The 15,356-nt window shown below is 58.0% G+C and carries 13 protein-coding genes and 1 pseudogene; 4 read left to right on the top strand and 10 right to left on the bottom strand.

Annotated elements, in window-relative coordinates:
* The 9 genes and pseudogenes from M7R55_RS05940 to fabD all read right to left on the bottom strand — a co-directional run.
* Window positions 1–418 (bottom strand): annotated as a pseudogene (locus M7R55_RS05940) (hypothetical protein); the annotation flags it as partial.
* Complete coding sequence (tmk, locus tag M7R55_RS05945; RefSeq protein WP_298219379.1) at window positions 411–1,064, bottom strand: dTMP kinase; 654 nt, start codon at window positions 1,062–1,064, stop codon at window positions 411–413. The gene tmk and the pseudogene M7R55_RS05940, both read right to left, overlap by 8 nt.
* A gap of 22 nt (window positions 1,065–1,086) precedes the next feature.
* Complete coding sequence (mltG, locus tag M7R55_RS05950; protein WP_298219381.1) at window positions 1,087–2,160, bottom strand: endolytic transglycosylase MltG; 1,074 nt, start codon at window positions 2,158–2,160, stop codon at window positions 1,087–1,089.
* A complete protein-coding gene (locus tag M7R55_RS05955) occupies window positions 2,153–3,070 on the bottom strand; it encodes an aminotransferase class IV (RefSeq protein ID WP_298219383.1) in 918 nt (305 codons plus the stop codon). Before M7R55_RS05955 ends, mltG begins: the two co-directional genes overlap by 8 nt.
* Window positions 3,067–4,530 carry an aminodeoxychorismate synthase component I gene (locus M7R55_RS05960; RefSeq protein ID WP_298219385.1) on the bottom strand — a complete coding sequence of 488 codons (1,464 nt, stop codon included), beginning with the start codon at window positions 4,528–4,530 and terminating at the stop codon, window positions 3,067–3,069. Before M7R55_RS05960 ends, M7R55_RS05955 begins: the two co-directional genes overlap by 4 nt.
* 27 nt (window positions 4,531–4,557) lie before the next feature.
* Window positions 4,558–5,799 (bottom strand): beta-ketoacyl-ACP synthase II, encoded by a 1,242-nt coding sequence (gene fabF / locus M7R55_RS05965; RefSeq protein WP_298219387.1) that lies wholly within the window; start codon window positions 5,797–5,799, stop codon window positions 4,558–4,560.
* A gap of 117 nt (window positions 5,800–5,916) precedes the next feature.
* A complete protein-coding gene (gene acpP, locus M7R55_RS05970) occupies window positions 5,917–6,156 on the bottom strand; it encodes an acyl carrier protein (protein WP_012824778.1) in 240 nt (79 codons plus the stop codon).
* A 176-nt stretch (window positions 6,157–6,332) separates the two neighbouring features.
* Complete coding sequence (fabG, locus tag M7R55_RS05975) at window positions 6,333–7,097, bottom strand: 3-oxoacyl-ACP reductase FabG (RefSeq protein WP_298219388.1); 765 nt, start codon at window positions 7,095–7,097, stop codon at window positions 6,333–6,335.
* Between the two features lie 55 nt (window positions 7,098–7,152).
* The gene (gene fabD / locus M7R55_RS05980) at window positions 7,153–8,073 is read right to left on the bottom strand and encodes an ACP S-malonyltransferase (RefSeq protein WP_298219390.1); all 921 of its coding nucleotides are present in this window, start codon (window positions 8,071–8,073) and stop codon (window positions 7,153–7,155) included.
* Between the two features lie 171 nt (window positions 8,074–8,244).
* Between fabD and M7R55_RS05985 the strand changes: the two genes are divergently transcribed.
* The 3 genes from M7R55_RS05985 (at window position 8,245) to M7R55_RS05995 (ending at window position 12,161) form a co-directional block, all read left to right on the top strand.
* Window positions 8,245–9,432 (top strand): glycosyltransferase, encoded by a 1,188-nt coding sequence (locus M7R55_RS05985; RefSeq protein ID WP_298219391.1) that lies wholly within the window; start codon window positions 8,245–8,247, stop codon window positions 9,430–9,432.
* A gap of 161 nt (window positions 9,433–9,593) precedes the next feature.
* On the top strand, window positions 9,594–11,378 hold the full coding sequence (locus M7R55_RS05990; protein ID WP_298219393.1) for a DEAD/DEAH box helicase: 1,785 nt from the start codon (window positions 9,594–9,596) through the stop codon (window positions 11,376–11,378).
* A 216-nt stretch (window positions 11,379–11,594) separates the two neighbouring features.
* Window positions 11,595–12,161: a methylated-DNA--[protein]-cysteine S-methyltransferase gene (locus M7R55_RS05995; protein ID WP_298219394.1), complete on the top strand. Its 567-nt coding sequence runs from the start codon at window positions 11,595–11,597 to the stop codon at window positions 12,159–12,161.
* A 25-nt stretch (window positions 12,162–12,186) separates the two neighbouring features.
* Here M7R55_RS05995 and M7R55_RS06000 read toward each other — a convergent pair whose 3' ends face one another.
* A complete protein-coding gene (locus M7R55_RS06000) occupies window positions 12,187–12,960 on the bottom strand; it encodes an IclR family transcriptional regulator (RefSeq protein WP_298219396.1) in 774 nt (257 codons plus the stop codon).
* A gap of 197 nt (window positions 12,961–13,157) precedes the next feature.
* On the opposite strand from M7R55_RS06000, the gene M7R55_RS06005 reads away from it, so the two are divergent.
* Window positions 13,158–15,344 (top strand): phosphoketolase, encoded by a 2,187-nt coding sequence (locus M7R55_RS06005; protein ID WP_298219398.1) that lies wholly within the window; start codon window positions 13,158–13,160, stop codon window positions 15,342–15,344.
* Window positions 15,345–15,356: the final 12 nt, after the last annotated feature.

Genomic DNA, 15,356 nt, shown 5'->3' on the forward strand with positions numbered 1-15,356 from the left:
TGAAGCTTTCGATCAACGTCCGGATCTCATCAACGGAAATATCCTTGTTCGCGCCATCACGAACCAGAAGTTGAATATCGGGATGCGTACCCGCGCGGCGTAACCGCCAAGCAGCGCATTCACCGCAGGCGCGCTCCGCCCCCGGCGTCGTAACGGGGTCGGCGCACAATAGATACGCCGCCATTTCCCGCGCCAGAATGAGCGACCCCAAACCCGAGGCACCGGTAACCAGCAAGCCGTGGGGAAGCCGATCCTGCCGGTGCATCGATAAAAAGCGCTCCCAAGATGGTAGAAGCCATGGCATGTCGGCCACACCAACCGAGGAATTGGGCCAAGGCGATTCCGCCGCAAGATCTTCTCCCGCGTTTTTGGGTTTTGCCTTATCGGCGCCTACTTTGCTGGTTCTGGCCCTAGCCACGATCGGCTCCCCCCTGCGGGAAACGTGCAGCAAGTACAGTCTGTATCTGGGTCTGCACCTCCACAATCGGCGCGGCGGCATCGATCAATGCAAAGCGCGTCGACTGCCTGGCCAACTCAAGAAAGCCTGCGCGGACACGTTCAAAAAAATCATGGCGCTCACGTTCGAATCGGTCGTGGGCACAGGCTCCTCGCCGGGCCGCTGCTCGTTTCATGCCGATATCCACGGGCAGATCGAGTAACAAGGTCAAATCGGGTGATACGCCCTGCTCTGCCGCCTGCGCCAAGGTTTCGATCAAGGATCGATCCATGCCGCGCCCCGCACCCTGATAGGCACGGGAGGAGTCGGTGAAGCGGTCGCTGATCACCACCTTGCCCGCTGCCAATCCTGGCTTGATCCTTCCGGCCACATGTTGCGCACGGGCTGCAAACATCAGCATGAGCTCAGTGGGCGGCACCAGATCTTCATCTGCCGGATTGAGCAGGAGTTGACGAATTGCTTCGGCAATTGGTGTACCGCCCGGCTCCCGTGTGCAATCCACTTCCCGACCGTGGGCGCCAAACCACTCAGCCACGCCCGCAATGGCGGTGGACTTGCCCGCGCCTTCGACACCCTCAATGGTGATAAATATTCCGGGTAGGTTCATGAATGCTCAGTCATTGGTGGGTTCATTGCGTTTTTTGGGGCTCGAATGCACGCGTGTTTTCGATACGACGCCAGGTCTGCACGGCTTGATTGTGGCCTTTCAACGTGCGCGAAAAGGTGTGCCCGCCCGTGCCATTGGCTACAAAATACAAGGCATCCGTTTTATCGGGATGCGTAACAGCCTGCAATGCGGCTGCGGAAGGCAGGGCAATCGGCGTCGGCGGCAATCCGGTACGGGTGTAGGTATTGTACGGAGTATCGGCGCGCAGTTGGCTTAGCGTCAGACTTCGCGGCGAACTGTCCTCGTCAACCTGCCCCCGAGTTGCCTCGGCCACACCGTAAATGACAGCAGGATCGGTCTGTAATCGCATCCCGATGTTCAATCGGTTGATGAACACACCCGCCACCATGGCACGTTCATCGGGCAGGCCGGTTTCCTTTTCAACGATGGAGGCCAGAATCAACGCGTCGTAGGGCGTTTTCAAGGGTAGACCGGGTGCGCGATCCGCCCATGCAGCATCCAGATGCGACCGCATCGAGCGGTAAGCTTCCTGCAGAATCTTTTTGTCCGTAGTGCCGCGCGTGAACACATAGGTATCGGGGAACAACCAGCCCTCAAGATGGGTGATGGGCCAATGCATCTCGGCGATGATCTGGGCCTGATCCAGCCCGTTCAGGGTGTGTTTAATTTCTTTTTGCGCCGCGAGCTTGTTCAGAAAATCCTGGGCCGTATCTCCTTCGGGGATGGTGATGTGATAACGCACCACATCGCCCGCAACCAAACGATCGAGAAAACCGAGCAACCGATCCTGATCGGTAATCCGGTATTCACCCGCCTGAATCGAGCGCGCTTTACCACTCAATCGAGCCGCCCACGAGAACACAGTCGGATTGACCCGGGCACCGGAAGCATCAGCTATTTTGGCGATTTGCCGCGCGTCCGCACCACCGGGGATTTCAATCGTGACCGCCGCAGCGCCAGCAGGCAGCAAGGGTTGGGTGAGAAAAACACCAACCCGGCCGACCATCCATACGGTGGCGAACAAAAGCCCCATCGTGAACAGCCAGACCCACAAAAAACCGATCGCCCTATTCATAGTATTCAGCCATTTCACCAAACATTTTCCGACAACGCACTTGGCTGCCGCTATCAAGAACCGCTACCTGACGCTGCAAAGCGAACCAGGCCGAATCGACAGGTTCACCCCCTTCACCTGCCCGAATAGCACACAGGCGATGCCAGCGCGCCACCAGCTCCATGGATTGGTCAACAGACAACACACGCCCCGCCAGACGACCAATCGGCAGCACGCCCCGGACGGCATTGCTGATCGCAGCGGCCTGCGCCAAAGCCAGGCGGCCGATGGACACGGGTGCAATCGTCACATCCAGATAGCGACACAACAAGGCACGAACTATCCCGGCAATGGCAGCCCCCTGAATCGGCGGCGTAAACCAGCGACCTTCTTCCTGCCAGTAAAAATTACTTTGTGTTCCGCCCAGTACCAGACCATTCTCGTCATGGATTAGGCACTCATCGACCCCCTCCGGCCAAGCCGCGCGCGCCAGCACTTGGGGCAGACGATTGAGATGCTTGAGTCCGCTGAGTGCCGATATTGGGATACCGCCGGATTGCTTGAGCAGACCAACGCTTAATCCCTGAACCGACCATTGCGAATCCGCCGCAGGCACACCACCGATCAAAACAGCAAGTGTTGGCTCAACCGGTTCCGCACGATGATAGCCCCGCTGCCCCGATCCTGCCGTGTACATGAGTTTTACCACGGCCTCCGACTTGCCACTCTGCTCAACCGCCGAATCAATGGCAGCGCGCACGTCGTTTTCATCAGGGATCGGCAAGCCCAGCGCGCAACAGGTGTAACTCATTCTGGCGAAGTGCTCCGACCACCAGGACAACTTACTACGGGATAACCGCATCGTTTCAAACAGACCATCGCCGTAGGCCAGACCGCGATCCTGCATGGTGAAGGGTGCAAAGTGCTTCATGGCAGATCACCACGTACACCGGAGCCGGTCAACGCCATCAACAGCCCCCGGGCTTTCTCTTCGGTTTCCGTGCATTCACGTTCGGGCTCGCTATCGGCCACAATGCCAGCGCCGGTTCGAAATTCGCCCTGGCCGTCCTTCGCCAGAAACACGGTTCGAATCAGAATGTTGCTGTCCATCCGACCATCCAGACTCAAATAGCCGACGCTGCCCGTGTAGGGGCCACGGCCGGTCTGCTCCAGTTCCGCCAGAATTTCCATGCAACGCACCTTGGGGCAACCGGTGATCGTGCCGCCCGGAAATACGGCGGCCAGCAGATCGAACACCGACTGACCGGGACGCAACTGTCCAGATACATTCGATACCAGATGATGCACGTGCGCAAAAGACTCCAGCACCATCAATTCATCCACGCGAACACTACCCGGCTGGCACACGCGGCCAAGATCGTTGCGTTCCAGATCGATCAGCATCACATGCTCGGCGCGCTCCTTGGGATGCGCTCGGAGCTCGGCCATCAGCGCAGCATCACGCGCGCTGTCGGCATCCCGACGGCGCGTACCGGCAATCGGACGCGTCGAAACATGGCCACCACTATGATCGGCCAGACGCTCGGGCGACGAGCTGATGATCTCGCCCTCTGGCAGGCGATACCACGCCGCAAACGGCGCGGGGTTATGCTGCTCCAAACGGCGGAAGATACTCAGCCCGGCATCGGCTTGAGGCGCGCGGAATCGCCAGGCGCGCGATAGATTGGCCTGAAAGACATCACCGGCACGAAGATACGCCAGAATCTTCCGCACACCCGACCGATAACGCGCCGGATCATCTGCCTGCAAGGCTTGAATCTCCAAGGTTGAGTCGGCCTGAGGCGTGGCGCTGAACGCAGCCAGGAATGAACGCAGGGATTCGGCATCAACAGGCGATTGCCCGTCGTGAACCAGCCAGGTTTTGTGATGCAGATGATCGAATACCAGTGCGTCGCTGTGATACTGGGCCACAGCGACCGGGAACCCTACCCGGTCGGCCGCAGCAAATCGCGGCAGACCCAGGCTCGGTTCGATTTGCCCCGCCAGTTCATAGGAAAGATAAAAACTCCAACCGCCGACAAAAGGCAATTCGGTCGAGAAGTCGGCAGGTGGCTTTGGAAAGGCCTTCACTGCCAAACCAAAGGCGGAGAGGAAATGGGATTCGGTCGTCAGCGCCTGATGCAAGCCTGTCGCGTGCAGTATGCCCTGCGCATCCAGACGTAATTCGGCGCGCGCCGCGCCAAACAGGATGGACCAGCGAGCATTGTTCTGCCCCGACTCGCTCGCGGCCCCCGACGCCAGACTCGCGAACAGATGCGAGAATCGCCCGGGCGCCTGAGAGATAAGATCCGGAAAATCGGCCGCTGTTATGCCTTCAATTTGTTCGATGACCGGTGAACACGTCCTCGCGGAGGGTGTTTTACTGGACATGGAACAGATGAAACCGGTTCACGTCGATCACACGCGCCGGAAAATCAGCGTGCCATTGGTGCCGCCGAAACCGAAGGAATTGGACATGACCACATCAAGACCGCGAACCTCGCGCGCTGTGTGGGGCACGAAATCCAGATCGCAACCTTCGGAAGGCTCAAAGAGATTGATCGTCGGTGGCAAAACCTGGTCGCGCAAGGCCAACAGGGAGAACACCGCCTCAATACCTCCGGCGGCACCCAACAGATGGCCGGTCATGGATTTGGTGGAGCTGATCGGGCAACGCTTGGCGTGCTCGCCGAAGGCTGCGTGCAAGGCCGCCACCTCGGCCAGATCACCGGCCTGTGTCGAGGTGCCGTGGGCGTTCACGTAACCGATGTCTTCAGGATTGACCTTGGCATCCTGCATGGCCGCCAGCATACAGCGGCGCGCGCCGTCACCGTCGGAAGAAGGTGACGTCATGTGATAGGCATCAGCACTCATGCCAAAACCGATCAACTCACCATAGATGTTCGCGCCGCGCGCCCTGGCATGATCCAATGATTCGAGCACCAGTACGCCAGCGCCTTCACCCAGGACGAAACCGTCACGATCCTTATCCCAAGGCCGCGAGGCATGTTCAGGATCATCGTTACGGGTCGACAACGCACGCGCAGCGGAGAAACCGGCCACGCCCAGCGGGGAAACGGCGCCTTCAGCACCACCGGCAATCATCACATCCGCATCACCGTATGCGATCAAGCGCGCCGCCTGACCGATGCTGTGTGTACCCGCCGCGCAGGCGGTAACTGTGGCCAGATTTGGCCCGCGGAAGCCGTAACGGATTGAAAGTTGACCGGACACCATATTCACGATCGCACCGGGCACGAAGAACGGGGACACACGTCGCGGGCCCTGTTGCGCCAATGTCATGGTATTGCGCTCGATCCCCTCCAAACCACCAATACCGGAACCGATCAATGTACCGACACGATCGTAGTTCAATGTGTCACTGATCAGACCGGCATCTTCGATCGCTTCGATTGCAGCCGCGATCCCGTAATGGATAAATGGCTCCATCTTCTTGATTTCTTTGGCGGGAATGAACTGGGCTGCATCGAAATCGCGTAACGTACCTGCGATTTGCGAAGCCATCGCACTAACATCGAAACGATCAATCCTGCGAACCCCCGAGCGGCCTTCAAGAATGCCAGCCCAGCTGGATGCCACCGTATTACCCAGAGGGGTCAACGCCCCCAACCCAGTCACCACCACACGTTGCTTGCTCATGCGTTCAAATCCATATCTTTTCTTTTTTCATATAAAAAAACCGCGCCGGGATAACCCAGGGCGCGGCCTTTTATTCAATCAACCACCCAGACCCCGGGGCATACCCAGGGCCGCGAGTTATGCGTCTTTGTGGGCGTTGATGTAATCAATGGCCAACTGTACGGTTGTGATTTTTTCAGCTTCTTCGTCAGGAATTTCGCACTCGAACTCCTCTTCCAAAGCCATCACCAACTCGACGGTGTCGAGAGAATCAGCGCCCAGATCATCAACGAATGAAGCTTCATTGGTGACTTCTTCTTCCTTAACACCCAGCTGTTCTACAACAATCTTCTTCACGCGTTCGTCAACGGTGCTCATAACGATTCAACCTCGATTTAAGACAAATTGGTTCAAGGGCGCTTGCCCGAGATGGCAGGCATTCTAGTTAAAACCGGCCAAACCGCAAAATAAAAATCACTTCAGCGCACTCGGGCTACCTGATCAAAAAACAAAGAACATTAACATAAATAACTGATTATTTTAATAAATACAGATCAGCTCATGTACATACCACCGTTGACATGCAGGGTATGACCGGTCACATAAGCGGCATCGTCGCTCGCCAAAAAGCGAACACAGCCGGCAATTTCTGCCGGATCGCCCAGCCGCCCCAGAGGAACATTCGCCAACAATGCTGTCTTATGCGCCTCGGGCAGGTCGCGCGTCATGTCGGTATCGATGAACCCGGGTGCCACCACGTTGACCGTGATGTTTCGCGCCCCCACTTCTCGGGCCAAGGACTTGGAAAAGCCCATCAGACCGGCTTTGGCGGCCGCATAGTTGGTTTGGCCTGCATTCCCCATGGAACCAACCACCGAGGCAATCGAGATGATCCGGCCCCAACGAGCGCGGGTCATGCCACGCAAGACCTTTTGCGATAGACGGAATACCGAGGTGAGATTGGTATCGATGATGGCGGACCAGTCATCGTCCTTCATGCGCATGAGCAGGGTATCACGAGTAATGCCCGCGTTGTTGACCAACACTGCCACAGTGCCGAAACGGGACTCGATCTCGACGAGAACGGCATCGATTTGTGCACTATCGGTCACATCAAGACGCATCCCAGCACCACCCAGCGGTGCCAGGCGCTCGTTGATGGCCGCCGCACCCGAATCGGAGGTTGCCGTACCGATCACCACCGCGCCTGCTTGCGCGAGCTGCTCGGCGATGGCCGCACCAATGCCGCGGGACGCTCCCGTCACCAACGCGACCTTGCCATTCAAACCATCAGTCCGACCTTTTGTTTCATTACTCATCTTTAATTCCTCTTGAAAATGGCTCTCGAATAAGTGATCAGCGAACGTGGGGGGGTCAGGAAATAACCGCAGCCAGAGTGGCTTCGTCGAATACGGCTTTGCCAGTCACCCCTTTTTCGATACGCTTTGCCAGACCAGTCAGCACCTTACCGGGGCCAAATTCGAACTGACGGTTGCAGCCGCGACCATGCAGGGCCTGCACACAAGCCACCCACTGTACCGGACGGTACAACTGCTCAACCAATGCATGACGGATGGCAACCGCGTCGTCGTGGGTTTGCGCATCAACATTATGCAGGACGGGAAGCACGGGCGGTTTGATCATAACCTTGGCCAGATAGGCATCCAATTCGCGGGAGGCGTCAATCATCAGACTCGAATGGGAAGGCACACTGACCGGCAGCGGCACAAAGCGCTTGGCACCGGCCGCCTTGGCCAATTCTTCGGCACGCGCCACGGCAGCCGCATCACCGGTGATGACCACCTGCCCGGGCGAGTTGAAGTTCACCGCTTCGCAAACCTGCCCTTGCGCAGCCTCGGCACAAACGCTCAAAACCGCTTCATCAGTCAGCCCCAGCAGGGCCGCCATGGCTCCGGCTCCAGGCGCAACGGCTGCCTGCATCAGACGTCCCCGTTCAAACACGAGGGCCACGGCATCGGCAAAGTCGATACTTTCTGCAGCGACGAGCGCGGCATACTCGCCCAGACTGTGCCCGGCCAACGCAATCGGCTTGTGCCCACCCGCCGCCAGATAAATGCGCCACGCCGCCACATCAGCCGCCAGCATGGCCGGCTGGGTGATTTCCGTGCGATCCAGTTCCGCCGCATCCCCATTCGCCACCAAGGCCCACAAATCCAAATCCAGCACGTCGCTGGCCTCACGATAAACAGCCTGAGCCAGGGGCTGATACCCATTCCAGCCGCTACTCATGCCAATGGACTGCGAACCCTGTCCCGGAAAAACACCTGCAATCATGCTGATTCCCCACGATCATTATTTTTATGAAAAAAACTGCGCGCCATGCTATCACAGTCAAAATCATCGCCCGATTCTGACCACTGAGTGATGTCTCATGGGATAAATCACGAAGTTGTCATATAAAGTCGACAACCTATTTCATTCTCCATAAATATTGAGCTGTCATCCGTGCATATTCTAATGATCTCCGATGTGTACTTCCCGAGAATCAACGGTGTATCGACCTCCATCCAGAGCTTTCGCAGCGAATTGATCGCCTCGGGACATCGGGTAACCCTGATCTGCCCGGACTACCCCGAATCAATCACACTGGAACGCGCCAAAGATCAACACGATGATGAAGATATTTTGCGCCTGCCTTCGCGTAAGGTGCTGCTTGATCCAGAAGATCGGATGATGAGTTACGGCGCCACCACCAACCTGTTACCGATCCTGCGGGGACGAACGATAGATCTCATCCATATACACACCCCCTTCGTGGCCCATTACGCGGGGGTAAAACTGGCACGCAAACTGGCCATTCCGGTCGTCGAGAGCTATCACACCTTCTTCGAGGAATATCTCTACAACTACATTCGCTGGGCACCCAGAAACTGGCTGAAGCGGGCAGCGCGTTTTTTCTCGAAAAGCCAGTGCAATGCCGTCGATGCCCTCGTCGTGCCCTCCTCACCCATGCGCGACGCCCTGCAAACCTATGGTGTGAGCGCCGAGATGCACATCATCCCGACCGGACTCAACCTCGATGCATTCCGCACACCGCCGACATCGGATTTCAGAGCAAAACTATCGATCAGAGACGACCAGCCCATTCTTTTGTATGTCGGCCGGGTCGCACTGGAAAAAAATATTGATTTCCTGCTGGACATGATGCCCTTCGTCCTGAAAGAAACACCCGAAGCCATTCTGGTCATCGCCGGCGAAGGCCCGGCAGAATCCCACCTTCAACGCAAAGTTGCGGATATGGGATTACAGGCTTCTGTCAAATTTGTGGGCTACATGAGGCGGGATGGCGCCTTGCAGGATGCCTATCGTGCCGCCGATCTGTTCGTATTTGCCTCCCGAACCGAAACCCAGGGACTGGTTCTGCTGGAAGCACTGGCGCTCGGCACGCCGGTTGTCGCGCTGGGGGTCATGGGCACACTGGATGTACTGAATCCCGACGGCGGCTGCGTGATCGCACCGGATGATCCATCCGGGTTCGCCGAGGCCGTCAATCAAACCCTGAATCAACCCGATCGCTACCAGCAATTGGTCGATCAGGCCCCGCGCTATGCAGAGACCTGGACCGCCGCCCAAAAGACACAACAGCTACTGGAAATGTACCAGCAACAACTCGCCAAGCATACAACCTCTTGATATAAGCAAAAGAAATTAAAGACAAACAGATCGTTTTCAGGTAATATGCGCCGAAATTCCATCACGGCTCGATAAGCGCGACATTCCAACGCGCACATGTCGCGCCTTTTCTGTTCGTCCAATTCGGACGACATTCCCCCTAGAAGAGCCCTGAAATACTCATGTCTGAAGAAAACACCATTCTATTTTCCGATTTCGCCCTCGCCGCACCCCTGCTGCGATCGGTCGAAGAACTGGGCTACGAAAGCCCTTCACCCATACAAGCCAAAAGCATTCCAGTCCTGCTGGAAGGCAAAGACGTACTGGGCATGGCGCAAACCGGCACCGGCAAAACCGGTGCGTTCGCCCTACCTTTGCTGAGCCGGATCGACATCAACCTGCGTGCACCCCAACTGCTGGTACTGGCGCCAACACGTGAACTGGCAATCCAGGTCGCCGAAGCCATGCAGACCTACGCCCGTCACCTGCCGGACTTTCATGTTCTGCCCGTCTACGGCGGACAGGCAATGGAGCCCCAACTGCGCGGCCTGAAGCGTGGCGTGCACGTGGTGGTTGGCACACCGGGACGCATCCAGGATCACATCAAGCGTGGCACCCTGAAACTCAATCAAATTCAGGCCGTTGTACTGGATGAAGCCGACGAAATGCTGCGCATGGGCTTTATCGATGACGTGGACGAAATCTTAAGCAAGACCCCGGCAAACCGTCAGGTCGCACTGTTCTCCGCCACCATGCCCGATCAGATTCGCCGCATTGCCCAGCGTCATCTGCGCAACCCGGTCGAGATTGCGATCAAATCCAGCACCTCTACCGTCAAGGCCATCAACCAGCGCTACTGGGCCGTCAGCGGCATGCACAAACTCGATGCGCTGACCCGTATCCTGGAAGTCGAAGAGTTTGACGCGGTGATCATTTTCGTGCGCACCAAAGTGGCCACCACCGAACTGGCCGAAAAGCTGGAAGCGCGTGGCTACGCTGCCTCTCCGTTGAATGGCGACATGAATCAAGCCATGCGTGAAAAGGCAATCGATCGCCTCAAGCGCGGATCACTCGACATCATCATCGCGACCGACGTGGCCGCTCGGGGTATTGATGTGCCGCGGGTCAGCCACGTGATTAACTACGATATTCCGCTGGACACCGAATCCTATGTTCACCGCATCGGTCGTACCGGTCGTGCCGGTCGCTCGGGTGAAGCCATCCTGTTTGTCGCCCCGCGCGAAAAACGCATGCTGGGCGCCATCGAACGCGCCACAGGCCAGTTGATCACGCCCATGCGTCTGCCGAGCCAGAGCGATATCGCAGACAAACGTTCTGCCGCGTTCAAGAATCAGATCAGCGAAGCGATGGAATCGGAAGATCTGTCTTTCTTTGAAACATTGATTGAGGAATACCAGTCTGAACACGACGTCGGCTTGCCGGAAATCGCAGCGGCACTCGCCTATCTGGCGCAGAAGGATCGCCCGCTGCTGCCGGCCGAAATCAAGGAATCGGCGCAGGTCAGCTTTGGTGACCGCCAAGATCGCGGCCAAGGTCGGGATCAGGATCGTCGCGACGAGCCCCGTCGTCCACGTCAGAACGATGATATGGCGCGCATCAAGTACCGGATCGAGATCGGCCACGAGCACGGCGTCCAGCCGAAGAACATCGTCGGCGCACTGGCCAACGAAGCGGGCATTGACAGCAAATACATCGGCGCGATTCGCATCTTCGACAGCCACAGCACCGTAGACTTGCCCGAGGGCATGCCAAACGAAGTGTTCACGCAGCTCAAGCGTTTGCACGTTTTGGGCGTACCGCTCGATATCAGCGAAGCCGGTCCCACTGATAGCGAAGGCGAGCGTGGTGACAACCGCCGCCCACCGGCCGGCCCGCGCAAATTCGGTCCTCGTGGTGGTGCTGATTCCTTCGGTGGCAAACCCCGTCGCTCGAAACCACGCAGCTAAGGAAAGGTTTGCACAAATGCAAAGCCCTCTTAAATCCCCCTCACTCCCCCTTTTTCAAAGGGGGAGAATCTCACATTCAAAAAGAATGGACTGATTCCCCCTTTTACGGAAACGGCACCCCGAAGAAATTCGCCGGTGCCGTTTTTTTTCGTCCCGAATTCACCCGTATCATGCAGAATGACAAGTTCACAGCAGGTAGTGAAGTGAGGGAATAAAATGTTGCAGAAAAAGCAAAACGCGACCATTACCTACACCGGAATCGAGACACCGATCGGGCTTGTATTCGCCGCTTTTTCACGCGGCGCGCTGTGTCGAATCTCCTCTGGAACCGAAGCCGAATTCCTGCGAATCATCACACCATCGGCGGGTGAAGCCCCCATCAGAGCCGATTCGATTCTGCATGACTATTCACGCCAAATTCTTGCTGTTTTCATGGAAGATGCCACTATGAAGCTGCCCATTTGCCTCAACACACTGACACCCTTCCAGCAGCGCGTGCTCGGCAAGACGGCCGAGATTCCCCGGGGTCAGGTTCGAAGCTACGGCTGGGTCGCTCAGGCGATTGGCAGCCCCAATGCCCACCGGGCGGTCGGCACGGCGCTGGCACTAAATCCTTTGCCGTTTGTGATTCCCTGCCATCGGGTCGTGCGCTCAGATGGCAGGCTGGGCGCGTATTCTGGCGGCGGCACGGCGGTCAAAGCCCGCTTGCTGACACTGGAAGACGTTCAGGTAGCACAGGCTTCTGGTAATTTCATCGTTCAAATGCCGTTCAACCCCACTTGAAACATTACCAAAGCTGGCTGGGTAATCAGACGCCATTCAAACGCGCTTCAATTTGCTTCGCAGCGGCTTTCAGGCTTGCAACCCACGCCTCCTGGCGACGCTCGATCGGACAGGAAATCGACAACCCGGCCACCGGAACGCCATCCATGTCCCGCACCAACACACCGATGCAGCCGACGCCAACTTCGGCCTCTTCATTATCGAACGCCACGCCGGTTTGCGCGGCTTCAAGACAGGTTTTGATCAGCGTGTCCGTATTGCGGATCGTATTGGCGGTCATGGCCAGCAGACCGGTGCGTTCGGCGTAACGGGTCATCGCGGGCACACCCTCCGCACCCAACAGGATTTTGCCCACGGATGTCACGTGCAGCGGCGCCCGAGTGCCGATTACCTGTTCCACACGCATCATGCGATTGGGAACGGAGCGCTCCACATACACCACCTCATCCCCTTCCCGCACGGTGAGATTGACACTCTCGCCCAACTCATCGCGCAGGGCATCCAGTACGGGTAAGGCGATTTCCCGCCAGCGCGGGGCGGGGCGCGCCCTGGCCGCCAGTCGCACCATGGCGCTGCCCAACGCGTAACCGTCCGGATGTTTGTCGACCCAGTGATGATCCGCCAATGCTGCCAGAATGCGGTGCGCGGTAGAGGGGTGCAGACCACATTCTGCCGCCACGACTTTCAATGTGACCGGATGCGGGTAACGCGCCAGCGCCTGCATCAGGCACACGGCGCGGTCGATGACCTGAATACCGCCTGCGCGTTCGCCGGATTCGTTCATGCCAGATTCACTCATCAAGGGCGCTCCATCTCAAGGACCAATCAGATAAATTTCACACGATCAAATCAAACCCAGTTTAATTTCACATTGTGAAAACGATTTTGCATTGAGAAATTATGAAAGCTCGTTAAAGTCCCCGTCAAGGTAAAAAACACCGTCAACCCACCTATCAGATCGACTGCACAGAACAACCGAAACTTAAGGAACGCGACATGAGCAACCCGACATTCACCCAAGGCATTCAATACTTCAATCCCGCGTGGCCGCGTTTCGACGAACTCGCCAGGACACCGGCCGTTCCCGAAGGCGCGACCGCGATTGCCGACGTCCACAGTGAGGCAGCGGCGTTCCAGACCCTGCTCACCGCCGACGCGCTGCGTTACCTCACGCTGCAGATCACCGGCTCCAAGGGTTCGGGCCACCCCGGCGGTTATGCCTCCTCTGCCGATGTTCATGCAGCGCTGATGCTGCTGGGCCACAAGAACATGGTCACCGAAGTCGGCCACCACGCGCCGGGCTTCTACAGCGCCATGTTCCTGGATCGGTCACTCGAACACATGGGCATCCACACGGTTGAAGAAATGCGCGCACGCTTCCGTGAAAAGCATGGTCTGCTCGGTCACCTTTCCGGTGCGATTCCCGGCTTGCTGGCACCGGCAGGCCCGTTGGGTCAGGGGCAACATTTCGCCATGGCGGGCGCCTACCTGCATCGCGACAAGCTGTTCCCGGTCACCATCGGCGACGGCGGCATGGGCGAACCGTACATCCTGAACTCGATGATGCACTTCAATACCTCCTTCCCGGACATCACGAACTTCCTGCCGATTCTGGTCTGGAACGGTTATAGCCAGGAACACCATTCCATGTGCTCGCTGTGGAGCAACGAACGCATGAAGGAATACTGGCATGGGCACGGCTTCAAGGAAGTCATCCTCATCAACGCCAAAGATTTCGACGATGCCGAGCAGAAAGGCGAGTACGTCGATTCGACCCTGTTCTCGCACGAGGCCCGTCTGGCCTTCGGCAAGGCTGTCCTCGAAGCCACCGACAAGGCGGCGAAATCCGCGCTGGGCGGCACGTTCACCGCGCTCATCATCAAGCAGATCAAGGGGGCGGGCGTCCACACGCACGGTGCCAAGTCGCACAACCTGTATCCGGCCGATACGCTCGACAAGCCACACATCATCGATGCGCTGAAGACACGTGCGCTCGCGCCGGAGGCCTGGGTGCTGGTTCGCAGCAATCTCGTTCGCGCCGGTGGCGGATCGGCCGTTCATACCGCGGTGACCGAGCACGAATTGCCGCTGGCCGATCTCGGCACGCTGCCGATCCAGAATTTCACCGTCGGCGAGTCGCAGGTTCCGGCCACGGTATTCGGTGCACTGGTTGCGCACGTCGGCCAGAAAGATCCGCGTTTCATCGTCACCAATGCCGACGGTAATGAAGCCTCGGCCATGAAGAACATCAACGACGCGCTCAAGATTCGTCACCCCTCGACCGACCCGCTGTACAACCAGGTTCCAACCGGCCGTGTCTACGAGCCGTTGAATGAAGACGCCTGCGCCGGTCTGGCTGCCGGTCTCGCGCTGTTCGGTTCGCGTGCCATCTGGTTGTCGTATGAAAGCTTCGCGATCAACGGCTGGCCGATCGTTCAGACCGTCGCCCAGGCAATGGCCGAACTGCGCCGCAAGACACCGTCGATGATCAGCATGTTCACCGCCGGTGCGCTGGAACAGGGCCGAAACGGCTGGACGCATCAACGTCCGGAAATCGAAGGCCACTTCGCCGCGATGATGAAGAACGGCAACAGCTTCCTGCTCTACCCGGCCGATGCCAACATGATCCAGGCCGCCTACGCCTGGGCACTGAACAGCTACAACAAGTGCATCACCATCGTTGCGTCGAAAACGGCACTGCCGGTCTACACCACACCGGAACAGGCCAAGACGGCCATCGAACAAGGTGGCGTTGCCCTGTACGAAAGCGCGGGTGGCGACAAGACCGTCGTCCTCGCAGCCACGGGCGACATGGTCTTCCTGCCGGTTTTCGCCGCGAAGGATGAATTGGAAAAGGCAGGCTTCAAGGTACGCATCGTTGCCGCCGCCAATCCGCGTCAGCTCTATCGTCCGACCGATGTCGCCTGGGACAGCGTGCCCGAGTCCGACAATGGCTTCATGAGCGACGCGGCGTTCAACGCCCTGTTCGACGGCGACATGCTCGTCGCGGTCAGCGGCGGTTCGTCCGCACCGTTGGAGCCGATCCTGGTTCGCAGCCGTGCCGCCCGTCGCGACGTATTCTCGTGGAAGCGCGGTGAAACCACCGCCAGCCCGCAGGAACTGTTCGAGCTGAACGGCATGACCGGCACCGACATCGCCGCACGCGTCAAGGCTGCGTTCTAAGCAAGAGCCGTC

This window comes from Halothiobacillus sp. (genome assembly GCF_027346185.1).
GTDB lineage: Bacteria > Pseudomonadota > Gammaproteobacteria > Halothiobacillales > Halothiobacillaceae > Halothiobacillus.